Below are 26,573 nucleotides of genomic sequence, written 5' to 3' on the forward strand. Positions count from 1 at the left end.
CATGGTTTTACCCTTCGACGCGAGAATGTCTGTGAGCTTACCTGCCTGCCCAAAATGTAATTCCGAATACACCTATGAAGACGGTACTCAACTGATCTGCCCGGAATGCGCGCATGAGTGGTCCGCAGACGGTAGCAGCGAAGCGGCCGATGACGTCAAAGTCATCAAGGACTCAGTAGGCAATACCCTTCAGGATGGCGATACCGTCACTGTTATCAAAGACCTTAAAGTCAAAGGCTCTTCGCTGGTCGTCAAGGTTGGCACCAAGGTGAAAAACATCCGCTTGGTGGATGGCGATCACGACATTGATTGCAAGATCGATGGCATCGGTGCGATGAAGCTGAAGTCGGAATTTGTGAAGAAGGGGTAAGGTAGTGAGTTGCTAAAGCATCTCTGAGCCAACGTCAGATTACTGAGTATCTAAATCCGGAGTTCGAGAGGACTTCGGATTTTTCGTATCTGGCGCACGAGTTTTGCAGACTTTTCCTTCGAGCCTCATGAGTAGAATGGTTTTTGTGTGAATGCTGGGCTTTCTGTTCGGAGAGTCTTTATTTGAAGCGTAAACCCAGGTCGATCTGAAGGTGTTTTTTGAGAAGGTTTGCTTTTGTAAGCGTTGCCGCTGAGCGGGAGTACAAGGATCTGCCCGAAGATGTTCAGGACGAGTTTGGCAAGGATTTGCGGAGGATTCAGTTCGAGCAGGACCCGCGGCTAGCAATCAAGCAACTTACAGAGTCAGTAGGTGCTGGTGTCGTCGAGCTGATCATAAACGGCAGCCCCGCATTTCGCTGTGTCTACATTGCTAAATAAGCGGACATGGTGGTCGTTTTACATTCATTCGTGAAAACCACCAATAACACTGATCGGCACGCGATAGCCGTTGCGGAGCAGAGATTCAAGCAGTTGAAAAGTGAGTTGCCGGGGATGGGCTACTAAACTTAGGCAGATTTGGTAATGACAATCTGCGGAGATGCTTCGGCACCTGCATTCGACAGGGTGAAATTGGCACGGAAGCCCAGGCACTCAAGCATGTCGATCATGGCATCGATAGTGAATTTCTCAATCTTGCCGTTCGCCAGTTCTGACACCCGTGACTGGGTCAGGTTAAGCAATTTGGCAGCTTCACTCTGCTTAAGATTCAACTGCTTCAGGCAGTTAGTGATGAATATGGATAAATCCATTTTGAGGGCCATCTTGCTGGCAGTTTCATCATCATGCGTGACATGAAAAGGGCTTTCATGAAATTGGAGAGCCATAATCGCCTCGGTTTATATCTAAAATTTAAGATAAAAATCTTGGCGGCAGACAGATGGGCTGGTCAAGAAAATCTTTTGACGCAGGCGCCGCTCTACTCCCCCTCATCAAACTTGTTATTGATCAACTCAACCAGACCATCCAGCGCGGCCTGTTCCTGATCGCCTTCGGTTGAAAGGTGGATGTCTGTTCCTTTGCCGGCAGCGAGCATCATCACCGCCATGATGCTTTTGCCGTCAACCATGCTTTCAGGTGAGCGCCCCACACGGATCTGGCAGGGGAATTTGCCAGCGACGCCTACAAACTTGGCGGCTGCGCGGGCGTGCAGGCCCAGCTTGTTGATAATGGTAATTTGACGAGCGGGCATCGCAGGGAAAGTCCTTTCAGCTTAAGTCGCGGTGGCGAACCTGAACGTTTTTGAGGGATTGTTGCAGGACCTGACCCAAACGCTCGGTCAGGTATACCGAGCGATGGTGCCCGCCGGTGCAGCCAATGGCAATGGTGACATACGAGCGGTTGCTGGCAGCGAAGCGCGGCAGCCACTTGTTGAGATAAGTGAAAATGTCCTGAAACATCTCTTCGACATCAGGCTGTGCGGCCAGATAGTCGATAACAGGTTGATCTTTTCCCGATTGCTCTCGCAGTTCCGGTTTCCAGTAAGGATTGGGCAGGCAACGTACGTCGAATACCAGATCGGCATCCACAGGCATACCGCGTTTGAAACCGAAAGACTCGATCAGGAACGCAGTACCTGGCTCAGGCTTGTTCAGCAGTCGCAGCTTGAGCGTATCGCGCAACTGGTAAAGATTCAGGTGGGTCGTGTTGATCTTCAGATCGGCAAGATCAATGATCGGCCCAAGCAGCGTCGTCTCGTCGCGGATGGCTTCTGCCAGCGAACGATTGGCGTTACTCAGCGGATGGCGGCGGCGGGTTTCCGAGAAGCGCTTGAAGAGGGTCGACTCATCTGCGTCCAGGTACAGAACATCGCATTGGATATTGCGTGAACGCACCTCTTCCAGCATCTGCGGGAAGCGGGTCAGGTGACTGGGCAGGTTACGGGCATCGATGGAGACGGCCAGTAACGGTTCAGCCAGCTCAGTATTGATCAGGGCACGTTCGGCCAGCTCCGGGAGCAGTCCCGCCGGAAGGTTGTCAACGCAATAAAAGCCGTTGTCTTCCAGTACGTCCAGCGCCGTGCTTTTGCCGGAGCCTGAGCGACCGCTTACGATGATCATACGCATGATTAATGCCCGTTCTGTACGTCCAGCACCACTTTATAAAGCTCATCGCCAGTCTGGGCCTTACGCAGCTTGTCGCGCACTTCAGTGCGGTCCAGCATGCTGGCGATCTGGCGAAGCAGCTCAAGGTGTTCATCGGTAGCGGCTTCAGGTACCAGCAGGACAAACAACAGATCCACTGGCGCACCATCGATGGCGTCGAAATCAATAGGGGCATCCAGCCGTATCAACGCGCTGACGGGGGCACTGCACCCCTTCAAGCGACAATGAGGAATGGCAATGCCATTACCAAAGCCGGTAGAACCAAGTTTTTCACGGGCAACAAGGCTCTCGAACACGACTTGCGAATCGAGATCAGCCACTTGCTCGCCGATCAGGTTGGCAATTTGTTCGAGTACACGTTTTTTACTGCCGCCCGACACGTTCGCACGCGAACGGCCGGGGGTCAGGATATTTTCTAGTCGGATCATGTTTTGGGGGTATCAGCGAGCCGTTGCGCCCTGAAGGAGGCTGAGCTGCTTTTCCTTATGCTTGAGCAGTTGTCTATCCAGCTTGTCGGTCAAAAGGTCGATTGCCGCGTACATATCATCATGTTCCGCATTGGCGACGACCTTTGAGCCGGGGATGTGCAGGGTGGCTTCGATTTTCTGTTTCAGCTTCTCGACCTCCATGATGACCTGCACATTAGTGATCTTGTCGAAGTGGCGCTCCAGTCGTCCGAGTTTTTCGGTGATGTAGTCGCGTAGGGCGTCGGTCACATCCAGTTGATGTCCACTGATGTTGACTTGCATACCGCTTTCTCCTTATTGCCAGTGCATAAAGAGGCAGGCTTTTGCCTGCCACTGGAACGCTGTGGCTAGCAACCGGGTTGCGTAAAAACCGTAACGTGGAGCGGTGGTACGGTTACTACTGTACCTCTCGTCACATCAGTCGCTTGCGTTCGCTTGAAGGCGCTATGCCAAGTGATTCGCGGTATTTGGCAACTGTGCGACGGGCTACTTGAATGCCTTGTGCCTCCAGTAAACCAGCGATCTTGCTGTCACTCAACGGCTTTTTCTGATTTTCCGCTGCAACCAGTTTTTTGATGATCGCGCGAATGGCTGTGGACGAACACTCACCGCCTTCCGAGGTGCTTACGTGGCTTGAGAAGAAATATTTCAACTCGTAAATGCCACGTGGGGTATGCATGAATTTCTGGGTGGTAACCCGGGAAATAGTCGATTCGTGCATGCCTACTGCTTCGGCGATGTCATGCAGGACAAGAGGCTTCATCGCCTCATCGCCATACTCAAGGAAACCGCGCTGGTGCTCGACGATTTGTGTCGCCACCTTCATCAGGGTTTCATTGCGACTTTGCAGGCTTTTGATGAACCAGCGGGCTTCCTGCAGTTGGTTGCGCATGAAGGTGTTGTCGGCGCTGGTGTCGGCGCGGCGAACAAACCCGGCGTACTGCGGGTTTACACGCAGCCGGGGAACCGACTCCTGATTCAGCTCGACCAGCCAGCGCTCGTTGTCCTTGCGCACGATGACGTCCGGGACCACGTACTCTGCTTCGGTTGATTCGATCTGCGAGCCTGGTCGCGGATTAAGGCTTTGTACCAGCTCGATGACCTGGCGCAGCTCATCTTCCTTGAGTTTCATGCGCCGCATCAGCTGTGAATAATCGCGGCTGCCCAGCAGATCAATGAAATCACTGACCAGGCGTTGGGCTTCGCTGAGCCAGCGGGTTTTCGCAGGCAACTGACGCAGTTGCAGCAAGAGGCACTCGCTGAGGTTGCGGGCGCCGATGCCTGCGGGTTCAAACTGTTGAATACGGTGTAGAACGGCTTCGATTTCGTCGAGTTCGATATCGAGCTCGGGGTCGAAGGCATCAAGAATTTCTTCGAGCGTTTCGTCCAGATAACCTTGATTGTTGATGCAGTCGATCAGGGTCACAGCGATCAGGCGATCGGTATCGGACATTGGCGCAAGGTTCAGTTGCCAGAGCAGATGGCTTTGCAGGCTTTCACCGGCCGATGTGCGGGTGGTGAAGTCCCACTCATCGTCGTCATTGCTGGGCAGGCTGCTGGCGCTGGTCTGATAGACATCTTCCCAGGCGGTGTCGACGGGCAGTTCGTTGGGAATGCGCTCGCTCCAGTCACCCTCTTCAAGATTGTCTACGGTTGGTGCGGACTCCTGATAGGTCGGCTCTTGAACGTCTGGGTTCGGCTTCTGTTCGATGTTGTCAGCCAACGGATCGGCGTTGTCGAAGTCGTCGCCTTCTTCCTGGCGTTCCAGCATGGGGTTTGACTCCAGTGCCTCCTGAATCTCCTGTTGGAGGTCCAGCGTAGACAGTTGGAGTAAGCGGATGGCCTGTTGCAGCTGCGGCGTCATCGTCAGCTGCTGGCCCATTCTCAAGACTAGCGATGGTTTCATGGCTGGGGCTTAACACCTTATTCGCCGGCGCACATGCGCCATCCACTACCGAGCGCCGAGGCGCCTACATAAGCAAATTATATGCCTGAAACCGAAGTGTTTGCCTAGGGGGAGTGCTGGCATTTTAAAAGTGTCAGAACTAACCCCCCAGGTTGCTGGCCTTCAGAGGCCAGACGCTGCGGTTATTTACAGGCGGAACTCGTGGCCGAGGTAAACCTCTTTCACCAGCTGATTTGCCAGAATGGTTTCCGAGTCGCCCTCGGCGATCAATTGCCCGTCATTGACGATGTAAGCGGTTTCGCAGATATCCAGGGTTTCACGAACGTTGTGATCGGTGATCAGAACGCCAATGCCCTTGGCTTTCAAGTGATGAATGATCTGCTTGATGTCGCCTACCGAAATCGGGTCTACGCCTGCGAAAGGTTCATCGAGCAGAATGAATTTCGGTGAGGTAGCGAGTGCGCGGGCGATCTCTACCCGACGGCGTTCACCACCGGACAGGCTCATGCCCAGGTTGTCGCGAATATGGGTGATGTGGAACTCCTGCAGCAGGCTTTCCAGCTCTTTGCGGCGTCCGTCGCGGTCCAGTTCCTGGCGGGTTTCGAGAATCGCCATGATGTTGTCTGCCACGGACAGCTTGCGGAAGATCGAGGCTTCCTGAGGCAGATAGCCGATACCCGCACGTGCACGGCCGTGCATTGGTTGATGGCTGACATCCAGGTCGTCAATGAGCACGCGGCCCTGATCCGCCTGAACCAGACCGACAATCATGTAGAAGCAGGTGGTCTTGCCGGCACCGTTAGGCCCCAGTAATCCTACGATCTGGCCGCTCTCAATGGATAGGCTCACATCACGAACGACCTGACGGCCCTTGTAGCTTTTAGCCAGATGCTGGGCTTTCAGCGTCGCCATTTACTGGGCCTTCTGCTGGTCGGGTTTCTTTTTCGGCTGGATAACCATATCGATACGCGGACGCGGCGTAGTCACTTTGCTGCCGCCATTGGCGCGACCTGCGCTGACGATCTGCTTCACGGTGTCGTAAACGATTTTTTCGCCTTCGGACGTGTTGCCATCGTTGATCACCTTGGCCTTGTCGATCAGCACGATACGATCCTGGGCAGCGTAGTACTGGATAGTGATCGCGTAGGCTTGAACGATAGGCTTGTCCACTGACGGCTTCTGCTCGTAGTAGGCAAGGTTGCCGACAGACGTGAATACGTCGACTTCACCTTGGGCATTACGTGTGATGGTCACGGTGTTGCCGGTGATCTTCATCGAGCCCTGGGTGATGATTACGTTGCCTTTGTAGGTGGCAACGCCTTTCTTGTCGTCGAGTTGTGCGTCATCGGACTGGATGTGGATCGGCTGATCGCGATCAGTCGGCAGGGACCAGGCGCTCGCGCTTCCCAGTGCTGCACCCAGGCCGAGCAAAAAAGGAAGGGTTTTAACGAGCCTCATACTGTCCTCTTACTTTAGATAGCAGGTCCATCCTGCCGTCGTTCAAATACGCTTTCATTCCCTTGGCCGTAGTCACACCGCCTGCGCCGTCGATTCTAACGGCTTGCTCGGTCTGCGCATATTGCTTCTGCGGGAATACGGTCATGCGACTACTAGTGATAATGGTCGTACGTTTTTTGTCGTCGGTTCGTGCTACGCGAACCGAATCGATCAATTCCACTTGCTCGCCACCTGGGGACACTTCACCTGTTTTGCTCTGTATATGCCAAGGGTAAAGGGTGCCACGGTACATTTGCAGGTCTGGCGTGGTCAGCATTGTTACATCGGTAGCCTTGATGTGCTCGACCTTGTCGGCGGTCATCTCGTACTGCAGTTTGCCGTCGGGCAGATACTGCACGCTGTGCGCATTGATCGCGTAAAAGTCGATGGCGCTTTCATCCACCGCTGCAGCCGGTTGCTCCATGAAGCTTTCCGGGCTGATGTTCCAGTAGCCTGCAGCCGCTAGCAGGAATGCCAACACACCGAGGATCAGAAACGTTCGAATTCTTTTGCTAAGCATAAATGGCTTCTATAAGTAGGCTGCGTGGGCTGCTTCAAGGCTGCCCTGAGCGCTCATGATCAATTCACAGAACTCGCGGGCTGCGCCTTCGCCGCCTCGCGCCTGGGTAATGCCATGGGCATGTTGCCGCACGAAAGTAGCTGCGTTGGCTACTGCCATGCCCAGGCCGACACGCCGGATGACTGGCAAGTCTGGCAGATCATCACCCAGATAAGCGACCTGTTCGTAATTCAAGCCAAGTTGCGCGAGCAGCTCGTCGAGTACCACGAGCTTGTCTTCACGGCCCTGATAAAGATGTTCAATGCCCAGATTTTTGGCCCTGCGTTCGACTACGGGGGTCTTGCGGCCACTGATTATGGCTGTTGTCACGCCCGAGGCGATCAGCATTTTAATGCCTTGGCCGTCCAGCGTGTTGAAAGTCTTGAATTCGCTGCCGTCTTCGAGGAAATAAAGGCGGCCGTCGGTCAGCACGCCATCGACGTCGAAAATCGCCAGTTTGATATTTTTGCCGCGTTGCAGCAGGTCGGTGGTCATTTGTACGTCTCCATTACATGACGCCTGCACGCAGCAGGTCCTGCAGATTGAAAGCGCCCACCGGATGATCTTTTTCGTCGACGACGATGAGTGAGCCGATTTTGTGGTCTTCCATGATTTTCAGCGCTTCAGCAGCGAGCATTTCAGGGCGGGCCGTTTTGCCGTGCACTGTCATTACGTCGTCTATGATCGCCTGGCGAATGTCGATAGGGCGATCCAGGGTGCGGCGCAAATCGCCGTCGGTGAAGATCCCGGCCAGTTGCCCGTCAGCTTCGAGAATGGCGGTCATACCCAAGCCTTTGCGGGTCATTTCCATCAGTGCGTCACGAAGCAGGGTACCGCGTTGCACTTTCGGCAGCTGTTCTCCACTGTGCATGACGTGCTCGACCTTGAGCAGCAGGCGTCTGCCCAGTGCGCCACCCGGGTGCGAGAACGCGAAGTCTTCGGCTGTGAAACCGCGGGCTTCCAGTAATGCGACCGCCAATGCGTCACCCATGACCAGCGCTGCGGTCGTGGACGAGGTCGGGGCCAGATTCAGCGGGCAGGCTTCATGTTCTACGTGGGCGTTGAGATTGACGTCTGCAGCTTCCGCCAGAGTCGACTCAGGGTTGCCGGTCAGGCTGATCATCTTGATGCCCAGGCGTTTGATCAGGGGCAGCAAGGTAACTATTTCGGCGGTAGTGCCCGAGTTCGACAAGGCCAGAATGATGTCGTCGGAGGTGATCATGCCCATATCGCCATGACTGGCTTCGGCAGGGTGCACAAAAAAAGACGTGGTGCCGGTGCTTGCCAGTGTGGCAGCGATTTTCTTGCCGATATGGCCGGACTTGCCCATGCCAACCACAACAACGCGCCCTTTACTCGCCAGAATCATCTCACAAGCCTGGACGAAATCCGCATCGATATGCGCTAACAAGCCTTCCACCGCTTCGATTTCGAGGCGAATGGTGCGTTGTGCTGATTGGATAAGGTCGCTGGTCTGGTTCATGTGGAAAATCGGTCAGCTCGTTAAAAGGCGGCGATTATAGCGGTAATGCGCGATTCCCTCACGTCTGATCGTCGAGGTTTGTTTTTAATCGTTGCGGATGACGAAAAGCGGGCTGCCTTTGCGTGAAGTGTCGCAAATTGTGTGCGGTGATATTGATTGATCGGCTTCTCTCTTGGGCGGCGCCTTATAGCGGTGGTATAGTTCGCGGCCTGTTCAGCCCACCGGGACAGCATGTCTCCCGCCAGGGACTCGGCAGCTGAACGTGAGGCTGCATCGCAAGGAGTTTAGATGAGCGCCGATAACGCCTACGCGATCGAGCTGAAGGGCGTTTCCTTCAAGCGCGGTACGCGCAGCATTTTCGAAAATGTCGATATTCGTATTCCCCGTGGCAAAGTCACCGGCATCATGGGACCTTCGGGCAGCGGCAAAACCACATTGCTGCGTCTGATGGGCGCCCAGTTACGGCCTTCTGCGGGCGAAGTATGGGTCAACGGTCAGAACCTGCCCGCCCTGTCGCGCAGCGATCTGTTCGATGCGCGCAAGCATATGGGTGTGCTTTTTCAGAGCGGTGCGCTGTTCACTGATCTGGATGTATTCGAGAACGTTGCCTTTCCATTGCGCGTTCACACCGAGCTGCCGGAAGAAATGATTCGCGACATTGTCTTGCTTAAATTGCAGGCGGTGGGGCTGCGCGGTGCTATCGAGTTGATGCCTGATGAACTGTCGGGCGGAATGAAACGTCGTGTGGCGCTTGCCCGCGCGATTGCTCTTGATCCGCAAATTCTCATGTACGACGAACCCTTCGTGGGGCAGGACCCGATTGCGATGGGGGTTCTGGTGCGTCTGATCAAGCTGCTTAATGACGCGCTCGGGATCACCAGTGTCGTGGTTTCTCATGATCTGGACGAAACGGCGAGTATCGCCGATTACCTTTATGTTGTGGGCGACGGTCAGGTGCTGGGGCAGGGTACGCCCGAGGAACTGATGGGCTCGGATAACCCACGCATTCGTCAATTCATGACCGGCGATCCGGACGGCCCGGTGCCGTTTCATTATCCTGCGCCGGATTATCGCGAAGATCTTTTGGGGAAGCGCTGATGCGCAAGAAGTCATTAATGGAGCGGATACGCCTGCTTGGGCGTTCCGCAATAGATATCCTGGCAGTTCTCGGACGTTCAGCGATTTTTCTGGTTCATGCCTTGCTGGGGCGCAGTTCGATTGGCGGCAGCTTTCAGTTGCTCGTCCGACAGCTCTATTCGGTGGGTGTCATGTCGCTGGCGATCATCGTCGTGTCGGGCATGTTTATCGGCATGGTGCTATCGCTGCAGGGTTTCAGCATCCTCACCAAATACGGTTCCGAGCAAGCGGTTGGGCAAATGGTTGCCCTGACATTGCTGAGAGAGCTGGGGCCAGTGGTTACTGCGTTGTTGTTCGCCGGTCGTGCAGGCTCTGCATTAACTGCTGAAATTGGCAACATGAAGTCCACCGAGCAGTTGTCCAGCCTGGAAATGATTGGCGTCGACCCGCTCAAGTACATTGCTGCGCCGAGGCTTTGGGCCGGATTCATCTCACTGCCTCTGTTGGCGATGATTTTTAGCGTAGTGGGTATCTGGGGAGGTTCCTGGGTAGCGATCGACTGGCTGGGAGTCTATGAAGGCTCGTTCTGGTCGAACATGCAAAACAGCGTTTCTTTTGTAGATGATGTGATTAACGGCGTTATCAAGAGCGTCGTATTTGCCTTCGTGGTGACCTGGATTGCCGTGTTTCAGGGTTATGACTGCGAGCCCACTTCCGAAGGGATCAGCCGTGCCACGACGAAGACCGTCGTGTATGCCTCCCTGGCCGTGTTGGGCCTGGACTTTATTCTGACCGCATTGATGTTTGGAGATTTCTGATGCAAAACCGCACCATCGAAACAGGTGTCGGCCTGTTCCTGCTGGCCGGGATACTGGCTTTGCTCCTGCTTGCCCTGCGCGTCAGCGGTCTGAGCTCCAGTGCCAGCACTGATACTTATAAACTTTATGCAAATTTCGACAATATTGCCGGTTTGACTGTCAGAGCCAAGGTGAGCATGGCAGGCGTGACGATCGGCAAGGTCACTGCGATCGATCTGGATCGCGATACCTTTACAGGTCGAGTGACGATGGAAGTGCAGAAAAAGGTTAACAACCTGCCTGTCGATTCCACTGCGTCGATTCTGACCGCAGGCTTGCTCGGTGAAAAATATGTGGGTATCAGCGTGGGTGGCGACGACGGGTTGCTGAAGGATGGCAGCACTATCCATGACACGCAGTCGTCGCTTGTGCTGGAAGACCTTATCGGAAAATTCCTGCTCAATACCGTGAGTAAAGACGCTAAATGAGGAGCTTTTAGATGATCTCAATCGTGCGCCGTGGTCTGTTGGTGTTGCTGGCACTGTTACCAATGCTGGGCAATGCTGCCGCCACACCGTCCGCTCATGATCTGGTGGATCGCACCACCAAGGAATTGTTGAGCGATCTGGCAGCCAACAAAGAACAGTACAAAAGTAATCCTGGCGCCTTTTATGATGCCTTGAACCGCATCGTTGGCCCGGTGGTAGATGCCGACGGCATTTCCAAAAGCATCATGACCGTGAAGTATTCACGCAATGCTTCTCCTGAGCAGATGCAGCGTTTTCAGGAAAACTTCAAGCGTAGCCTGATGCAGTTCTATGGCAACGCATTGCTGGAGTACAACAATCAGGGCATCACTGTTTCCCCGGAAAAGGCTGAAGGCGCGGACCGCACCAGCGTTGAAATGCAGGTGAAGGGTAACAATGGCGCGGTTTATCCGGTGTCCTACACGCTCGTCAAGATTGGCGGCGAGTGGAAAGTACGCAACGTGATCATTAACGGCATCAACATCGGCAAGCTGTTCCGTGATCAGTTCGCTGATGCGATGCAGCGTAACGGTAATAATCTGGACGAGACGATCAATAGCTGGGCAGGTGAAGTTGCCAAGGCTAAAGAGAAGGCGCCAGAAGCAGCGGGTCCGGGCGCGCAATGACAGAATCAGTCGTACGGCTCGTCGCGCCGGGTGAGTTGCAATTGATCGGCACGCTCGACTATTTGACCGGTCCGGCTTTGCGCAAGCAGGGCGCCGCGTTGATCAAGTCGAGTGAGTTGCCGACCGTTGTGCTGGACTGCGCAGGCGTTGAAAAATCCAGCAGTGTAGGCCTGGCCTTGTTGCTGGCTTTCATGCGCGATGCACGAGACGCTGGCAAGGATGTCAGCATCCGCTCGATGCCGGAAGACATGCGCAAGATTGCTCAGGTCTCAGAGCTGACTGAACTGCTCCACGATCATTGATCCCCCGTTTATGAAAGCCCCTCGTCCGGGTCCTGCGTTGCGGGGTTCGCATTGAGTGGGCTTTTTTGTATGATGGCCGACCCGCGCGCGTAGGTCGCCAATAGAGGTTTAGCATGCACGCCGTAGAAGTTAAGAGCTTCCTTGAAGGGAAGTTGCCCGAGATCCAGGTTGAAGTTGAAGGCGAAGGCTGCAGCTTCCAGCTGAACGTGATCAATGACGAGCTGGCCGCGCTGAGCCCGGTCAAGCGTCAGCAACAGATCTACACGCATTTGAACCCCTGGATTGCCGATGGCAGCATCCACGCGGTCACCATGAAATTTTTCAGCCGCGCTGCGTGGGCCGAGCGCACCTGAGCCACTTGGCGTCGAGACTCTAATGGATAAATTGATTATTACTGGCGGCGTTCGTCTTGATGGCGAAATCCGCATTTCCGGGGCGAAAAACTCTGCCCTGCCGATTCTTGCCGCTACGCTGCTGGCTGATGGCCCGGTAACCGTACAGAATCTGCCGCACCTGCACGACATCACCACCATGATCGAGCTGTTCGGTCGCATGGGCATCGAGCCTGTCATCGACGAAAAGCTCAGCGTTGAAATTGATCCGCGTACGATCAAGACGTTGATTGCTCCGTATGAGCTGGTGAAGACCATGCGCGCCTCGATCCTCGTGCTTGGTCCTATGGTTGCTCGTTTCGGCGAAGCTGAAGTTGCGTTGCCTGGCGGTTGTGCGATCGGTTCGCGTCCAGTGGACCTGCACATTCGTGGCCTGGAAGCCATGGGTGCAATCATTGATGTCGAAGGTGGTTACATCAAGGCCAAGGCCCCTGAAGGCGGCCTGCGCGGTGCAAATTTCTTCTTCGATACCGTCAGTGTGACCGGTACCGAAAACATCATGATGGCCGCGAGCCTGGCTAACGGCCGTAGCGTCCTGCAAAACGCCGCTCGTGAACCTGAAGTTGTCGACCTGGCTAACTTCCTGATTGCGATGGGTGCGAAGATTCACGGCGCCGGTACCGACACCATCACTATCGATGGCGTGAAGCGCCTGGACTCGGCGACCTACAAGGTCATGCCGGACCGTATCGAGACAGGCACCTATCTGGTGGCTGCTGCTGCTACTGGCGGCCGCGTGAAGGTCAAGGATACCGATCCGACCATCCTGGAGGCGGTGCTGCTCAAGCTGCAGGAAGCGGGTGCTGAAGTCACCAGCGGTGTTGACTGGATCGAGCTGAACATGCACGGCAAGCGTCCGAAGGCTGTTAACGTGCGTACCGCTCCTTACCCGGCATTCCCTACTGACATGCAGGCGCAGTTCATCTCGCTCAATGCCATCGCCGAAGGCACTGGTGCAGTGATCGAGACCATCTTCGAAAACCGTTTCATGCACGTCTACGAGATGCATCGCATGGGCGCGCAGATTCAGGTCGAGGGCAATACCGCCATCGTCACCGGTACCCAGATCCTCAAAGGCGCGCCAGTCATGGCCACCGACCTGCGTGCATCGGCCAGCCTGGTTATCTCCGCTCTGGTTGCTCAGGGCGACACGCTCATCGACCGCATCTACCATATAGATCGTGGCTACGAGTGCATTGAAGAGAAACTGCAGATGCTGGGCGCGAAGATTCGCCGCGTTCCGGGCTAGTAGTTGAACGACCTGCCGCCCGAGCCAATTGTGGTTCGGGCGTCAGGTATTGCGCGCTTCACGGCGTGTGAATTCTGATTCGTTTCACCTGGTGCCCGTGTTGAACCGGCATCAGGTTTTGTTCGGCGCCGATTGCGCACGGGCAGAAGTTTCCTGATAAGGACTGACGTTTCCCATGTTGACCATCGCATTGTCCAAGGGCCGCATCCTCGACGACACTCTGCCGCTTCTCGCCGAAGCGGGCATTGTGCCAACCGAGAATCCGGACAAGAGCCGCAAGCTGATCATTCCCACGACCCAGGCCGATGTGCGCTTGCTGATCGTGCGTGCCACCGATGTGCCGACTTATGTTGAACATGGTGCTGCTGATCTGGGCGTTGCCGGTAAAGATGTGCTGATGGAATACACCGGCCAGGGCCTGTATGAGCCACTGGATCTGCAAATTGCCAAGTGCCGTCTGATGACTGCTGGCGCTATTGGGGCTGCCGAGCCGAAAGGCCGTCTGCGCGTTGCAACCAAGTTCGTCAACGTCGCTAAACGTTACTATGCCGAGCAAGGTCGTCAGGTTGACATCATCAAGCTGTATGGCTCCATGGAGCTGGCACCGCTGATTGGCCTGGCAGACAAGATCATCGACGTCGTGGACACCGGCAACACCCTGCGTGCTAACGGTCTGGAGCCTCAAGAGTTGATCGCTACGATCAGTTCTCGTCTGGTGGTCAACAAGGCTTCCATGAAAATGCAGCACGCCCGCATCCAGTCGCTTATCGATACCCTGCGCAATGCAGTGGAGTCACGACACCGCGGCTGACTTACCCGCGCAACGTTAAGTTGCGCCCGTCTATCCGCCTCATAGCCAGAATTCTCAGGTGCCCAAGCGGAACGACTGCTAGTTTAGGGCGCCTGAGTTTTTGCCATTCCTATGAGGCTCTCGCTATGACCGCACCGACTGCAATTCGCCGACTCAATGCTGCTGACCCGGATTTCGCGCATCATCTGGATCATCTGCTGAGCTGGGAAAGTGTGTCTGACGATTCGGTCAACGAGCGTGTCCTCGACATCATCAAGGCTGTGCGTGAGCGTGGCGATGCCGCGCTGGTAGAGTTCACCGAGCGCTTCGACGGCCTGCAGGTCGCTTCCATGGCTGACCTGATTCTGCCTCGCGAGCGTCTTGAACTGGCGCTGACCCGCATCACTCCAGCCCAGCGCACAGCGTTGGAAAAAGCCGCAGATCGTGTGCGCATGTACCACGAAAAACAGAAACAGGACTCCTGGACCTACACCGAGGCCGACGGCACGGTACTCGGCCAGAAGGTCACGCCGCTGGATCGCGCTGGTCTCTATGTGCCGGGTGGCAAGGCGTCTTACCCGTCATCGGTATTGATGAACGCTATTCCGGCCAAAGTTGCGGGAGTGGGCGAGGTGGTCATGGTGGTGCCAACTCCGCGTGGGGAAATCAATGAGCTGGTGCTGGCCGCGGCCTGTATTGCCGGAGTTGACCGCGTGTTCACCATTGGTGGCGCCCAAGCCGTTGCTGCGCTGGCTTACGGTACTGAAAGCGTGCCGCGTGTCGACAAGGTCGTCGGGCCGGGCAACATTTATGTAGCCACCGCCAAGCGCCACGTTTTCGGTCAGGTTGGTATCGACATGATTGCCGGCCCTTCCGAGATTCTGGTGGTGTGTGACGGCAAAACCGATCCGGACTGGATTGCGATGGATCTGTTTTCCCAGGCTGAGCACGATGAAGACGCTCAGGCGATTCTGGTGAGCCCGGACGCAGACTTTCTGGATCAGGTGGCCGCGAGCATCGCCAAATTGATGCCGACCATGGAGCGTGCAGAGATCATCGACAAGTCGATCAATGGCCGTGGTGCGCTGATCAAGGTTGCTGATATGCAGCAGGCCATTGAGGTCGCCAACCGTATTGCGCCGGAACACCTTGAATTGTCGGTGGCAGACCCGGAAGCCTGGTTGCCGCAGATTCGACATGCGGGCGCGATCTTCATGGGTCGTCATACGTCTGAGGCGTTGGGCGACTATTGCGCGGGTCCCAACCACGTATTGCCGACCTCCGGCACCGCGCGCTTTTCATCGCCGCTGGGTGTTTACGATTTTCAGAAGCGTTCGTCGATCATCTATTGCTCGCAGCAAGGTGCATCCGAACTTGGCAAGACCGCATCGGTACTGGCTCGTGGCGAATCATTGACTGCGCACGCACGCAGCGCCGAGTACCGCATCATCGATAACGAAGGGCAGGGGAACTGAGCATGAGTAAATTCTGGAGTCCTTTCGTCAACGGTCTGGTGCCCTACGTGCCGGGTGAGCAGCCCAAGCTGACCAAACTGGTCAAGCTCAACACCAACGAAAACCCTTACGGCCCTTCGCCTAAAGCTTTGGCCGCGATGCGTGCCGAGCTGACCGACGATCTGCGTCTTTATCCTGACCCGAACAGCGACGTGCTGAAGCAGGCAGTCGCAAGCTATTACGACGTGCAACCCGGCCAGGTATTTCTGGGTAACGGTTCGGATGAAGTGCTCGCACATGCATTCAACGCTTTTTTCCTGCACGGCAAACCGTTGTTGTTTCCGGACATCAGCTACAGCTTCTATCCGGTCTACTGCGGTTTGTATGGCATCGAGTACGACGCTATCGCGCTGGATGAGCAGTTTCAGATCCGGGTTGAGGATTACGCCAAGCCTAATGGCGGGATCATCTTTCCTAACCCGAACGCGCCAACAGGTTGCGTAGTGGGGCTGGACGCTGTTGAGCAGATGCTCAAGGCGAGTCCCGATTCTGTGGTTGTCGTTGACGAGGCGTACATCGATTTTGGTGGCGAGACGGCGATCTCTCTGGTGGATCGTTATCCGAACCTGCTGGTGACCCAGACATTGTCAAAGTCGCGCTCACTGGCAGGTTTGCGAGTCGGCCTGGCGGTGGGGCATCCGGATTTGATCGAGGCGCTGGAGCGGGTCAAGAACAGCTTCAACTCTTATCCGCTGGATCGTCTGGCCATTGTTGGGGCTGCTGCTGCCTTCGAAGATCGTGAGCACTTTGAGTTCACCCGCAATGCGGTTATCGCCAGTCGTGATGCATTGACCAGCGAGCTGCAAACGCTCGGGTTTGAAGTGCTGCCATCGGCGGCCAACTTTATTTTTGCCCGTCACCCACAACACGACGCTGCCGGTATCGCGGCGAAGCTGCGCGAGCAGGGTGTCATTGTTAGGCACTTCAAGCAGAAGCGCATTGCCCAGTTCCTGCGGATCAGCATTGGCACGCCGGAGCAGAATCAAGCACTGCTGGATGGTTTGGCGGGGTTGTAAAAATCCGGTCTCACCATCGTCACACCTGTAGGAGCGAGGCTTGCCCGCGATAAGGCCGCCACGGTTTATCAGATAAACCTCAGTGCTCTTATCGCGGGCAAGCCTCGCTCCCACAGGTATCTACGCACTCAGTGATCACTGCTCCTCAACCGGCGTAGCCGACGGCGGAGGTGGCGGACGCAGGCCGACCTCGGCGTTGAGTTTTACTTCCTTCCCGTTGCGCATGACCTGAATGGCGATCTTGTCGCTGGGCTTGGTGCGCGCTACCTGATTCATCGAGCGGCGACCATCACCGGCGGGTTCGCCGTTGATGCTCAAAATCACGTCTCCCAGCTGCAATCCGGCTTTCTGTGCCGGACCGTCACGGAAGATGCCCGCCACGACGATACCCGGGCGGTCCTTCAGGCCAAATGACTCAGCCAGTTCCTGAGTCAGTGGCTGCACCTCGATGCCCAGCCAGCCACGAATCACCTGGCCATGCTCGATGATTGATTTCATCACTTCCATCGCCAGCTTGGTCGGAATCGCAAAGCCGATCCCCTGAGAACCGCCGGACTTGGAGAAAATTGCTGTATTGATACCGGTCAGGTTGCCATTTGCGTCAACCAGCGCACCGCCCGAGTTGCCCGGGTTGATTGCTGCGTCAGTCTGAATAAAGTCTTCATAAGTGTTCAGGCCCAACTGGTTGCGGCCGGTGGCGCTGATGATGCCCATTGTGACGGTCTGGCCGACGCCGAAGGGGTTACCGATGGCGAGTGCGACGTCGCCGATGCGGATGCTGTCGGAGCGGCCAATAGTGATCGACGGGATATTCTTGAGATCGATCTTCAGAACTGCCAGATCGGTTTCGGGGTCATTGCCAATGACCCGGGCGATGGTTTCCCGACCATCCTTGAGCGCTACGACGATTTGATCCGCCCCGGTTGTAACGTGGTTGTTCGTAAGGATGTAGCCCTCAGGGCTCATCAGGACGCCAGAACCGAGGCTTGACTCCATGCGTTTCTGTTTGGGCATGTTATCGCCAAAGAAACGCCGGAATTGCGGGTCCTCGAACATTGGGTTGGCCGCTTTATTAACCATCTTCGTTGTGTAGAGATTGACCACTGCCGGAGCCGCCATGCCCACCGCGTCGGCATACGAGACCGGGCCTTGCTGGACGTAGCTGGTTTGTGGCGCTTGTTGCAGGTTAACGTCGAGACTGGGCAGGCCGACCATCTCCGGGAACCGCTGAATAATCAGCAGGGCGATAAGTACGCCTGCCAGCAATGGCCAACCAAAAAAGCGCAGCGCCTTGAACATTGAGCAAATCCTGAAAGTGATCCGACGCTGCGGCTTTCTGCCGATCTGCGCCATAATGGGCGGCATTATACGAGCACTTGGTGTCGTGTTTCACAAATAAGATATTCAGAAGTGAACCATTTCAGCAACACGACCCTATCAGCTTTAAATCACACATTCAGGAGTCTTTTATGGCTGTTGCGCTCAGCACTCTGGTAGAAGAAGCCGACCGTTATCTGGGCAGTGCCCGCATCCAGGATTATTGCCCGAATGGCCTGCAGGTCGAAGGGCGTCCACAGGTCATGCGAATCGTCAGTGGTGTTACCGCAAGCCAGGCTTTGCTGGATGCTGCGGTTGACGCGCAGGCCGATCTGATTCTCGTGCATCACGGTTATTTCTGGAAAGGCGAGAACCCCTGTGTCGTCGGCATGAAGCAGCGTCGCCTGAAAACCTTGCTCAAGCACGATATCAGTCTGTTGGCCTATCACCTGCCCCTGGACGTGCACCCGGACGTGGGTAATAACGTGCAGTTGGCGCTCCAGCTGGACATTACTGTGGAAGGTCCGCTCGATCCGGATAATACGCGTGTGGTCGGGCTGGTTGGTTCGCTGAACGAGCCTGTGATGCCCCGGGATTTTGCCCGTCGCGTGCAGGAAGCACTGGGCCGCGAACCGCTGTTGATAGAAGGCGCCGGGATGATTCGTCGGGTGGGCTGGTGCACAGGAGGTGGGCAGGGGTACATCGATCAGGCGATCTCAGCCGGGGTCGATCTGTTTATCAGCGGTGAAGCGTCGGAGCAGACCGTGCACAGTGCGCGGGAAAACGGCGTCAGTTTTATCGCGGCCGGCCACCATGCGACTGAGCGTTACGGGGTTCAGGCATTAGGAGACTATCTGGCCCGCCGGTTTGCTGTTGAGCACCTGTTCATTGATTGCCCGAACCCCGTCTGACCACCCAAACGAGACGGTATATCGTTAGAACGTTTAGGTCTATTTGGCCCCCTGAATAGAAGTAGTCGCTGTGCTAGAGTGCCGCCTCGAACACGGCCCGCTGGCCGTCCCGGGCGTTGTCCGGTCAATAATGAATGCAACCCGTGAGTAACCATGGTCGATAAACTGACGCATCTTAAGCAACTGGAGGCGGAAAGCATCCACATCATCCGCGAGGTCGCCGCCGAGTTTGATAACCCGGTGATGCTGTACTCCGTCGGTAAAGACTCAGCCGTAATGCTGCATCTGGCGCGCAAGGCGTTCTTTCCGGGCAAGCTGCCATTCCCGGTGATGCATGTGGACACCCGCTGGAAATTCCAGGAAATGTACCGTTTCCGCGACCAGATGGTTAAGGAAATGGGCCTGGACCTGATCGTCCATATCAACCCGGACGGCGTGGCGCAAAACATCAGTCCGTTGACCCACGGCAGCTCCAAGCATACCGACATCATGAAGACCGAAGGTCTCAAGCAGGCCCTGGACAAGCACGGCTTTGATGCCGCGTTCGGCGGCGCGCGTCGTGATGAAGAGAAATCCCGTGCCAAAGAGCGCGTGTATTCGTTCCGCGACAGCAAGCACCGCTGGGATCCGAAAAACCAGCGTCCCGAGCTGTGGAATGTCTACAACGGCAACGTCAACAAAGGCGAGTCGATCCGTGTGTTCCCGCTGTCCAACTGGACCGAGCTGGACATCTGGCAGTACATCTATCTGGAAAGCATCCCGATTGTCCCGCTGTACTTCGCCGCCGAGCGCGATGTGATCGAGATGAATGGCACCTGGATCATGATTGACGACGAGCGTCTGCTTAATCACCTCAGCGATGAGGACAAGGCACGCATCGTCAAGAAGAAAGTCCGCTTCCGTACACTTGGCGACTACCCGTTGACGGGCGCAGTCGAGTCCGAGGCCACCAGCCTCACTGACATCATTCAGGAAATGCTTCTGACGCGTACTTCCGAGCGCCAGGGCCGGGTCATCGATCACGATGGCGCAGGTTCCATGGAAGAAAAGAAACGTCAGGGTTATTTCTAAAGAGCAGCTACAAGCCTCAAGTGGCAAGCTGCAAGTGAATCAAAAGCAGGTGATCGAAATGGATTTCGAGAAACTCTTGGTTTGGCAAAGAGAAGGCTTTGGCAGTCAATCTTTACAAGGAGATGGCTTCCTGTCCCGATTTGGCTTTCAGGAGTCAGATCACGCGCTCTGGGCTGTCGGTCCCGAGCAATATTGCGGAAGGTATGGAGCGTTTCACTGCGAAGGACAAATGCCGTTTTCTATCGATTGCTAAAGCATCCTGTGGCGAGCTAAGAACTCAGCTCATCATCGGCGGTGAAATTGGTTATATCGCTGAACCACTTGCAGCAGCCTGGATTATCGAAACCCGTGAGCTTTCAAAAATGCTTTGCGGGCTGATCAATAAAATTTCTGACTAGCTGTACGCCGACAAGCTTGCCGCTTGAAGCTTACAGCTTGGAGCTCGAATGAAATGAGTCACGCATCTGATTTGATCAGCGAGGACATCCTCGCTTATCTGGGCCAGCACGAACGCAAGGAAATGCTGCGCTTTCTTACCTGTGGCAACGTCGACGACGGCAAGAGCACGCTGATCGGGCGTCTGCTGCACGACTCCAAAATGATCTACGAAGATCACCTGGAGGCCATTACCCGCGATTCGAAGAAGTCCGGCACCACTGGCGAGGACGTCGATCTGGCGTTGCTGGTTGATGGTTTGCAGGCTGAGCGTGAGCAGGGCATCACGATTGACGTTGCCTACCGCTACTTCTCGACTGCCAAGCGCAAGTTCATCATCGCCGATACTCCGGGCCATGAGCAGTACACGCGCAACATGGCTACCGGTGCATCGACCTGCGACCTGGCGATCATTCTGGTGGATGCCCGTTACGGCGTGCAGACCCAGACCCGCCGTCACAGCTACATCGCATCGCTGTTGGGCATCAAACACATCGTTGTGGCTATCAACAAGATGGACCTCAATGGTTTCGACGAAAGCGTCTTCGAGTCAATCAAGTCTGATTACTTGAAGTTCGCCGAAGGTATTGCCTTCAAGCCGACCACCATGGCCTTTGTGCCGATGTCTGCTCTCAAAGGCGACAACGTGGTGAACAAGAGCGAGCGTTCGCCTTGGTATACCGGTCAGTCGCTGATGGAAATTCTCGAAACCGTCGAGATTGCCAACGATCGCAACTACACCGACATGCGTTTCCCGGTGCAGTACGTCAACCGTCCAAACCTGAACTTCCGTGGTTTTGCCGGTACGCTGGCGAGCGGTATCGTGCACAAGGGTGACGAAATCGTCGTGCTGCCTTCGGGCAAGAGCAGCCGCGTCAAATCCATCGTCACCTTCGAAGGTGAGTTGGAGAATGCCGGACCGGGTCAGGCCGTCACTCTGACCATGGAAGACGAGATTGATATCTCCCGTGGTGACTTGCTGGTCCACGCCGATAACGTGCCGCAAGTGGCCGACGCTTTCGACGCCATGCTGGTCTGGATGGCCGAAGAGCCGATGCTGCCGGGCAAAAAATACGACATCAAGCGTGCCACCAGCTATGTGCCGGGCTCGATCGCCAGTATCACCCATCGCGTAGACGTCAACACCCTGGCCGAAGGGCCTGCCAGTTCTCTGGGGCTTAACGAGATTGGTCGCGTCAAGATCAGCCTCGATTCAGCCATTGCGCTGGACGGTTACGACAGCAATCGCACGACTGGCTCGTTCATTGTTATTGACCGTTTGACCAACGGCACCGTGGCTGCGGGCATGATCATCGCCAAGCCAGTCGGCGGGGCAGGTGCCAACCATCACGGCGCGCTGGCTCACGTCGCAACTGAGGAGCGTGCTCAGCGTTTCGGTCAGCAACCGGCCACAGTCCTGTTCAGCGGCCTGTCGGGCGCTGGCAAAAGCACATTGGCTTACGCTGTAGAGCGCAAGCTGTTCGACATGGGCCGCGCGGTTTATGTGCTGGATGGCCAGAACCTGCGTCACGACCTGAACAAGGGGCTTCTGCAGGACCGTGCCGGACGTACCGAGAACTGGCGTCGTGCTGCTCACGTGGCGCGTCAATTCAACCAGGCAGGCTTGATTACCCTGGCAGCGTTCGTTGCACCGGATGGCGAAGGTCGTGAGCAGGCCAAGTCCCTGATTGGTGCTGATCGTCTGCTGACTGTCTACGTCCAGGCATCCCCTGCAGTTTGCCGTGAGCGCGATCCACAGGGCCTGTACGCAGCTGATGGCGATAACATCCCGGGCGAGTCGTTCCCGTACGACGTGCCGCTTAATGCGGATCTGGTTATCGACACCCAATCGTTGAGCCTCGAAGACAGCGTCAAGCAAGTCCTCGACCTGCTGCGCAGCCGCGGCGCGATCTGACGATCGTTTGCTGTAAACAAGAAACCCGCCAGAGATGGCGGGTTTTTTGTTTGTGTGCGGGTTCCGGGGACCCTGTGGGAGCTGAGCTTGCTCGCGATGAACGATAACGCGGTCTGCCTGAGGGAGCGGGTCGTCCGAGTCGCAAGCTGTTCTGTTCCCGCCCTACCGCCACAAAAAAGCCCGCCATTCTCACAAATGGCGGGCTTTCCTGATTCAGCTTTCGCTTATGGCTTTTTCAAGCCGTAATGCTCGTCGAGCATGCCCGGCGAGTTGGGTGTCTTTGGGGCGTAGTCTTTCGGTGGTTCGTTCGTGCGCGGCGGTGTCAGACGATCGCGCGGTACCTGATTGGCCTCAGGATGCAGGGCTGCCAGTAAACGTTGACGAGTCAGCTCGTCAGTCGCCAGGCGGTTGGCACCTTCGGCAAGATGTTCCTGCACGTCCTGATAGCTTTGCGAAAGCTTCTGGACCAGATTAGCCGTACTGTTGAAGTGAGTGACCACCTCGTTCTGATAAGTATCGAAACGCTCCTGAACATCGTCCAGCTGGCGCTGGGTTCCATTGGGGGCGGCGTTGGGCACCAGACGTGCTACCAGAAAACCGATGACAACACCGACAACCAGGGCAATGGTCGGCAACAACCAAACTAAGAGCGAGAGTTCCACGAGTCCTTCCTCTATAAACGGCTTTGCTTTACGTTAACGGCTCGAACCTGCTCTGTATACCGCGACGCGTTCACGGATATGCTATCGGCAGACAATCAGCTAGACGAGTCGACCCTTTGCGAGGTCACGGAGTTCCTTTTTGCTCATGCGCGAAACCCCTGTATTGATCGATGGCCCGGTGGGCCAACTAGAAGCCCTTTATCTGGATTTGGCCGACGCTAAAGGCTTGGCACTCATCTGCCATCCCAACCCGATTCAGGGCGGCACCATGCTTAACAAGGTCGTTTCAACCCTGCAGCGTACGGCTCGCGACGCGGGTTTGATTACATTACGTTTCAATTATCGTGGTGTGGGCGCAAGTGCCGGGACGTCCGAGGCAGGGCCAGGCGAAATCGAAGACGCCCAGGCTGCCGCCCGCTGGCTGCTCGAAAAGCACCCTGATCTGCCGCTGACACTTTTCGGTTTTTCCTTCGGCGGTTTTGTCGCCGCCAGCCTTGGCGGTCGTCTGGAAGAGGCTGGGCACAAGCTTAGCCACTTGTTCATGGTCGCGCCTGCGGTCATGCGCTTGAACGAGCAATATCCGTTGCCACAGAACTGCCCGCTGACTGTCATTCAGCCGGAGACCGACGAAGTCGTCGAGCCGCAACTGGTTTACGACTGGTCGGCTGCGTTGCCGCGCCCACATGAGCTGCTGAAAGTGGCAGAATGCGGACACTTTTTTCATGGCAAGCTGACCGATCTCAAGGATCTGGTCATGCCACGCCTCTCGAACTGATGACAGCCCCATAAGCGACCTGCCATGACCACTCGTATCCTGACCGGTATCACCACCACCGGTACGCCCCACCTGGGTAACTACGCGGGCGCGATTCGCCCGGCCATTGTTGCCAGCCGCCAAAGCGATGCTGACTCGTTTTACTTTCTGGCTGACTATCACGCCCTGATCAAGTGCGATGACCCGCTGCGCATTCAGCGCTCGCGTCTGGACATCGCTGCGACCTGGCTGGCAGCCGGTCTGGATGTGGATCGCGTGACCTTCTATCGTCAGTCCGACATCCCGGAAATCACCGAGCTGACCTGGCTGTTGACCTGCGTTGCAGCCAAAGGCTTGCTTAACCGTGCCCACGCCTACAAGGCGTCGGTGGACAAGAACGTCGAGACGGGCGAAGACCCGGATGCGGGCATCACCATGGGCTTGTACAGCTACCCGGTGTTGATGGCTGCCGACATCCTGATGTTCAACGCACATAAGGTGCCGGTGGGCCGTGACCAGATCCAGCACGTCGAAATGGCGCGCGATATTGGCCAGCGCTTCAACCACTTGTTTGGCCAAGGCAAAGAGTTTTTTGTCATGCCTGAGGCGCTGATCGAAGAAAGCGTCGCCACGCTGCCGGGTCTCGACGGGCGCAAAATGTCGAAGAGCTACGACAACACCATCCCGTTGTTCAGCAGCGCTAAAGAGATGAAAGACGCAATCTCGCGCATCATCACCGACTCGAAAGCGCCAGGCGAAGCCAAGGATCCAGATAACTCGCACCTGTTCACCCTGTATTCGGCGTTTGCCACGCCTGAGCAGAACGCTGAGTTCCGTTCCGAGTTGCTGCAAGGTCTGGGTTGGGGCGAGGCGAAAAATCGTCTGTTCACGCTGCTGGACCAGCAGTTGGGTGAGGCCCGTGAGAACTACCATCGCTTGATCGAGCGTCCTGCTGACCTGGAGGACATTCTATTGGCCGGCGCGGCCAAGGCTCGCAAGGTCGCTACGCCGTTCCTCGGCGAACTGCGTGAAGCGGTGGGGCTGCGCTCTTTCCGTAGCGGCGTTCAGGTCGCCGAGACGGGCAAGAAGAAAGCCGCCAAGGGCGCACGCTTTGTCAGCTTCCGTGAAGACGATGGAAGTTTCCGCTTCCGCCTGCTGGCTGCGGATGGCGAGCAACTGCTGTTGTCGCGCAATTTTGCCGATGGCAAAGCCGCTGGTGCGGTGAGCAAGCAATTGCAGCAGGGCGGTGAACTGGATGTGCGGGCCGAGGCTGACAGCTTCACCCTGTGGCTTGATGGCCAATGTGTGGCGGACAGTCCGGCATTCACTGACGCCGCTGCTCGTGACGCCGCCATCGAAAGCCTCAAGTCGGCACTCGCACCACAACAGGATTGATTGCCAATCTGTCGGGCCGTCGCTACAGTGACGGCCCGTTTTTGTTGCCTTGTTAGCGAATATGACCCCTCTAGAACGATACCAAGCTGATCTGAAACGCCCTGATTTCTTCCATGATGCGGCGCAGGAAACTGCTGTGCGTCATCTGCAGCGTCTGTATGACGATCTGGTGGCCGCCAATCAGAGCAAGCCGGGCATGTTCGGCAAGCTGTTCGGCAAGAAGGAACAGGCGCCGGTCAAGGGCTTGTACTTCTGGGGCGGGGTAGGCCGGGGCAAGACGTACCTGGTTGATACTTTCTTCGAAGCCCTGCCGTTCGAGCAGAAGGTTCGGACTCACTTCCACCGCTTCATGAAGCGCGTGCACGAAGAGATGCGGACCCTCAAGGGCGAGAAAAACCCGCTGACCATCATCGCCAAGCGCTTTTCCGATGAAGCGCGGGTGATCTGTTTCGATGAGTTTTTCGTCTCGGACATCACCGACGCCATGATCCTCGGCACCCTGATGGAAGAGCTGTTCAAAAACGGTGTGACGCTGGTTGCGACCTCGAACATCGTGCCGGACGGTTTGTACAAGGACGGCCTGCAACGCGCGCGCTTCCTGCCGGCCATTGCGCTGATCAAGCAGAACACCGAAATCGTCAACGTCGACAGCGGCGTGGACTATCGCCTGCGTCACCTTGAGCAGGCTGAGCTGTTCCACTTCCCGCTGGATGAGGTTGCTCAGGAAAGTCTGCGCAAGAGCTTCAAGGCGCTGACCCCGGATTGCGCGCAGACCATCGAGAATGACGTATTGATGGTCGAGAATCGTGAAATCCGTGCCCTGCGTACTTGTGATGACGTGGCCTGGTTCGACTTCCGTGAACTGTGCGACGGCCCACGCAGCCAGAACGATTACATCGAACTGGGCAAGATCTACCACGCTGTGTTGCTCAGTGGCGTAGAGCAGATGAGCGTCACCACCGACGACATCGCCCGACGTTTCATCAACATGGTCGACGAATTCTACGACCGTAACGTCAAGTTGATCATTTCGGCCGAAGTCGAGTTGAAAGACCTGTATACCGGCGGCCGTTTGAACTTCGAATTCCAGCGGACCTTGAGCCGGTTGCTCGAAATGCAGTCCCACGAGTTCCTGTCCAGAGCGCACAAGCCGTAAAAGCGTTGATGATTAATTAAAGCCCATATGATGTGGGCTTTTTTTTGATCGTTATTTTATAGGTAGGATATTTCCTGCAGCTACTGAGGATAAATTCTACAAGCGTAGTCGGCGTTGCTTAATTGTATTTCTTCCGTGGGTTCTATTGATTGATTGCTAGATGGCTTAAGGCCTACTTGAGCTTTTTTCTGATATTTCAATACTAAAACCACGGAGGATTTAAA

30 protein-coding genes and 2 pseudogenes are annotated in these 26,573 nt (G+C 56.0%); 19 read left to right on the top strand and 13 right to left on the bottom strand.

The features are described 5' to 3' along the window. The first annotated feature begins 25 nt into the window (after nucleotides 1–25). Together ACYASS_RS10555 and ACYASS_RS10560 are read left to right on the top strand one after the other, a co-directional pair. Nucleotides 26–370, top strand: a complete 345-nt coding sequence (locus ACYASS_RS10555) for a zinc ribbon domain-containing protein YjdM (RefSeq protein ID WP_027897848.1) — start codon at nucleotides 26–28, stop codon at nucleotides 368–370. 218 nt (nucleotides 371–588) lie between these two features. Then, a pseudogene (locus ACYASS_RS10560) lies at nucleotides 589–933 on the top strand (type II toxin-antitoxin system RelE/ParE family toxin). 2 nt (nucleotides 934–935) lie between these two features. Here ACYASS_RS10560 and ACYASS_RS10565 read toward each other — a convergent pair. From ACYASS_RS10565 to ACYASS_RS10615, 11 genes are all read right to left on the bottom strand, one after another. Continuing rightward, entirely contained in the window at nucleotides 936–1,253 is a 318-nt protein-coding gene (locus ACYASS_RS10565) for a helix-turn-helix domain-containing protein (protein WP_463586080.1), read from the bottom strand. 92 nt (nucleotides 1,254–1,345) lie between these two features. Then, the gene (locus tag ACYASS_RS10570) at nucleotides 1,346–1,618 is read right to left on the bottom strand and encodes an HPr family phosphocarrier protein (RefSeq protein WP_122662802.1); all 273 of its coding nucleotides are present in this window, start codon (nucleotides 1,616–1,618) and stop codon (nucleotides 1,346–1,348) included. A 16-nt stretch (nucleotides 1,619–1,634) separates the two neighbouring features. Beyond that, entirely contained in the window at nucleotides 1,635–2,492 is an 858-nt protein-coding gene (gene rapZ, locus ACYASS_RS10575) for an RNase adapter RapZ (protein ID WP_243244935.1), read from the bottom strand. A 2-nt stretch (nucleotides 2,493–2,494) separates the two neighbouring features. Then, nucleotides 2,495–2,959, bottom strand: coding sequence for a PTS IIA-like nitrogen regulatory protein PtsN (gene ptsN / locus ACYASS_RS10580; protein ID WP_463586081.1), 465 nt, complete (start codon nucleotides 2,957–2,959; stop codon nucleotides 2,495–2,497). 12 nt (nucleotides 2,960–2,971) lie between these two features. After that, nucleotides 2,972–3,280, bottom strand: a complete 309-nt coding sequence (gene hpf, locus ACYASS_RS10585) for a ribosome hibernation-promoting factor, HPF/YfiA family (RefSeq protein WP_027897842.1) — start codon at nucleotides 3,278–3,280, stop codon at nucleotides 2,972–2,974. 130 nt (nucleotides 3,281–3,410) lie between these two features. Continuing rightward, on the bottom strand, nucleotides 3,411–4,904 hold the full coding sequence (locus tag ACYASS_RS10590; RefSeq protein WP_122662795.1) for an RNA polymerase factor sigma-54: 1,494 nt from the start codon (nucleotides 4,902–4,904) through the stop codon (nucleotides 3,411–3,413). Nucleotides 4,905–5,090: 186 nt separating this feature from the next. Then, on the bottom strand, nucleotides 5,091–5,816 hold the full coding sequence (lptB, locus tag ACYASS_RS10595) for an LPS export ABC transporter ATP-binding protein (RefSeq protein ID WP_122662792.1): 726 nt from the start codon (nucleotides 5,814–5,816) through the stop codon (nucleotides 5,091–5,093). Beyond that, nucleotides 5,817–6,362 (bottom strand): lipopolysaccharide transport periplasmic protein LptA, encoded by a 546-nt coding sequence (gene lptA, locus ACYASS_RS10600; RefSeq protein WP_122662790.1) that lies wholly within the window; start codon nucleotides 6,360–6,362, stop codon nucleotides 5,817–5,819. It lies immediately after the preceding gene. Beyond that, nucleotides 6,349–6,921, bottom strand: coding sequence for an LPS export ABC transporter periplasmic protein LptC (gene lptC / locus ACYASS_RS10605; RefSeq protein WP_243244928.1), 573 nt, complete (start codon nucleotides 6,919–6,921; stop codon nucleotides 6,349–6,351). The genes lptA and lptC overlap by 14 nt, the downstream gene beginning before the upstream one ends. A gap of 9 nt (nucleotides 6,922–6,930) precedes the next feature. Continuing rightward, complete coding sequence (locus ACYASS_RS10610) at nucleotides 6,931–7,455, bottom strand: KdsC family phosphatase (RefSeq protein WP_122662786.1); 525 nt, start codon at nucleotides 7,453–7,455, stop codon at nucleotides 6,931–6,933. A gap of 13 nt (nucleotides 7,456–7,468) precedes the next feature. Continuing rightward, nucleotides 7,469–8,443, bottom strand: coding sequence for a KpsF/GutQ family sugar-phosphate isomerase (locus tag ACYASS_RS10615; RefSeq protein ID WP_463586082.1), 975 nt, complete (start codon nucleotides 8,441–8,443; stop codon nucleotides 7,469–7,471). Between the two features lie 288 nt (nucleotides 8,444–8,731). On the opposite strand from ACYASS_RS10615, the gene ACYASS_RS10620 reads away from it, so the two are divergent. From ACYASS_RS10620 to hisC, 10 genes are all read left to right on the top strand, one after another. Further along, nucleotides 8,732–9,541 (top strand): ATP-binding cassette domain-containing protein, encoded by an 810-nt coding sequence (locus ACYASS_RS10620; RefSeq protein WP_122662782.1) that lies wholly within the window; start codon nucleotides 8,732–8,734, stop codon nucleotides 9,539–9,541. Then, nucleotides 9,541–10,338: a lipid asymmetry maintenance ABC transporter permease subunit MlaE gene (gene mlaE, locus ACYASS_RS10625; RefSeq protein WP_122662780.1), complete on the top strand. Its 798-nt coding sequence runs from the start codon at nucleotides 9,541–9,543 to the stop codon at nucleotides 10,336–10,338. The genes ACYASS_RS10620 and mlaE overlap by 1 nt, the downstream gene beginning before the upstream one ends. After that, nucleotides 10,338–10,805, top strand: a complete 468-nt coding sequence (mlaD, locus tag ACYASS_RS10630) for an outer membrane lipid asymmetry maintenance protein MlaD (protein ID WP_243244924.1) — start codon at nucleotides 10,338–10,340, stop codon at nucleotides 10,803–10,805. The genes mlaE and mlaD overlap by 1 nt, the downstream gene beginning before the upstream one ends. Nucleotides 10,806–10,816: 11 nt before the next feature. Next, nucleotides 10,817–11,470 carry an MlaC/ttg2D family ABC transporter substrate-binding protein gene (locus ACYASS_RS10635; protein ID WP_463586083.1) on the top strand — a complete coding sequence of 218 codons (654 nt, stop codon included), beginning with the start codon at nucleotides 10,817–10,819 and terminating at the stop codon, nucleotides 11,468–11,470. After that, the gene (locus ACYASS_RS10640; protein ID WP_122662774.1) at nucleotides 11,467–11,772 is read left to right on the top strand and encodes an STAS domain-containing protein; all 306 of its coding nucleotides are present in this window, start codon (nucleotides 11,467–11,469) and stop codon (nucleotides 11,770–11,772) included. Before ACYASS_RS10635 ends, ACYASS_RS10640 begins: the two co-directional genes overlap by 4 nt. A gap of 113 nt (nucleotides 11,773–11,885) precedes the next feature. Beyond that, nucleotides 11,886–12,125, top strand: coding sequence for a BolA family protein (locus ACYASS_RS10645; RefSeq protein WP_463586084.1), 240 nt, complete (start codon nucleotides 11,886–11,888; stop codon nucleotides 12,123–12,125). A 22-nt stretch (nucleotides 12,126–12,147) separates the two neighbouring features. Next, entirely contained in the window at nucleotides 12,148–13,413 is a 1,266-nt protein-coding gene (murA, locus tag ACYASS_RS10650; protein ID WP_463586085.1) for a UDP-N-acetylglucosamine 1-carboxyvinyltransferase, read from the top strand. Nucleotides 13,414–13,588: 175 nt separating this feature from the next. Next, nucleotides 13,589–14,224, top strand: a complete 636-nt coding sequence (gene hisG / locus ACYASS_RS10655) for an ATP phosphoribosyltransferase (RefSeq protein ID WP_087264878.1) — start codon at nucleotides 13,589–13,591, stop codon at nucleotides 14,222–14,224. Between the two features lie 125 nt (nucleotides 14,225–14,349). Continuing rightward, a complete protein-coding gene (gene hisD, locus ACYASS_RS10660; RefSeq protein WP_463586086.1) occupies nucleotides 14,350–15,678 on the top strand; it encodes a histidinol dehydrogenase in 1,329 nt (442 codons plus the stop codon). A gap of 2 nt (nucleotides 15,679–15,680) precedes the next feature. Beyond that, complete coding sequence (gene hisC / locus ACYASS_RS10665) at nucleotides 15,681–16,733, top strand: histidinol-phosphate transaminase (RefSeq protein ID WP_463586087.1); 1,053 nt, start codon at nucleotides 15,681–15,683, stop codon at nucleotides 16,731–16,733. Nucleotides 16,734–16,868: 135 nt separating this feature from the next. Here the strand turns inward: hisC and algW are convergent, their stop codons facing one another. Beyond that, nucleotides 16,869–18,032 carry a Do family serine endopeptidase AlgW gene (gene algW, locus ACYASS_RS10670; RefSeq protein ID WP_122662761.1) on the bottom strand — a complete coding sequence of 388 codons (1,164 nt, stop codon included), beginning with the start codon at nucleotides 18,030–18,032 and terminating at the stop codon, nucleotides 16,869–16,871. 170 nt (nucleotides 18,033–18,202) lie between these two features. Here algW and ACYASS_RS10675 point away from each other — a divergent pair, with 170 nt between their 5' ends. The 4 genes and pseudogenes from ACYASS_RS10675 (at nucleotide 18,203) to cysN (ending at nucleotide 22,382) form a co-directional block, all read left to right on the top strand. After that, nucleotides 18,203–18,961, top strand: a complete 759-nt coding sequence (locus ACYASS_RS10675) for a Nif3-like dinuclear metal center hexameric protein (protein WP_463586088.1) — start codon at nucleotides 18,203–18,205, stop codon at nucleotides 18,959–18,961. Nucleotides 18,962–19,114: 153 nt separating this feature from the next. After that, complete coding sequence (gene cysD / locus ACYASS_RS10680; RefSeq protein WP_087264873.1) at nucleotides 19,115–20,032, top strand: sulfate adenylyltransferase subunit CysD; 918 nt, start codon at nucleotides 19,115–19,117, stop codon at nucleotides 20,030–20,032. A 58-nt stretch (nucleotides 20,033–20,090) separates the two neighbouring features. Beyond that, nucleotides 20,091–20,430: pseudogene (locus tag ACYASS_RS10685) on the top strand (four helix bundle protein). 53 nt (nucleotides 20,431–20,483) lie between these two features. Then, nucleotides 20,484–22,382 carry a sulfate adenylyltransferase subunit CysN gene (gene cysN, locus ACYASS_RS10690; RefSeq protein WP_463586089.1) on the top strand — a complete coding sequence of 633 codons (1,899 nt, stop codon included), beginning with the start codon at nucleotides 20,484–20,486 and terminating at the stop codon, nucleotides 22,380–22,382. Nucleotides 22,383–22,606: 224 nt separating this feature from the next. Here the strand turns inward: cysN and ACYASS_RS10695 are convergent, their stop codons facing one another. Further along, a complete protein-coding gene (locus ACYASS_RS10695; protein WP_243244911.1) occupies nucleotides 22,607–23,044 on the bottom strand; it encodes a Z-ring associated ZapG family protein in 438 nt (145 codons plus the stop codon). 145 nt (nucleotides 23,045–23,189) lie between these two features. On the opposite strand from ACYASS_RS10695, the gene ACYASS_RS10700 reads away from it, so the two are divergent. The 3 genes from ACYASS_RS10700 to zapE all read left to right on the top strand — a co-directional run bounded on the left by ACYASS_RS10700 (nucleotide 23,190) and on the right by zapE (nucleotide 26,349). Beyond that, nucleotides 23,190–23,819 (top strand): alpha/beta hydrolase, encoded by a 630-nt coding sequence (locus ACYASS_RS10700; protein WP_463586090.1) that lies wholly within the window; start codon nucleotides 23,190–23,192, stop codon nucleotides 23,817–23,819. A 24-nt stretch (nucleotides 23,820–23,843) separates the two neighbouring features. After that, nucleotides 23,844–25,193: a tryptophan--tRNA ligase gene (locus ACYASS_RS10705; RefSeq protein WP_243244907.1), complete on the top strand. Its 1,350-nt coding sequence runs from the start codon at nucleotides 23,844–23,846 to the stop codon at nucleotides 25,191–25,193. Between the two features lie 61 nt (nucleotides 25,194–25,254). Continuing rightward, nucleotides 25,255–26,349, top strand: a complete 1,095-nt coding sequence (gene zapE / locus ACYASS_RS10710; RefSeq protein ID WP_463586091.1) for a cell division protein ZapE — start codon at nucleotides 25,255–25,257, stop codon at nucleotides 26,347–26,349. Nucleotides 26,350–26,573 lie beyond the last annotated feature (224 nt).

This window comes from Pseudomonas sp. HP_14 (genome assembly GCF_055283875.1).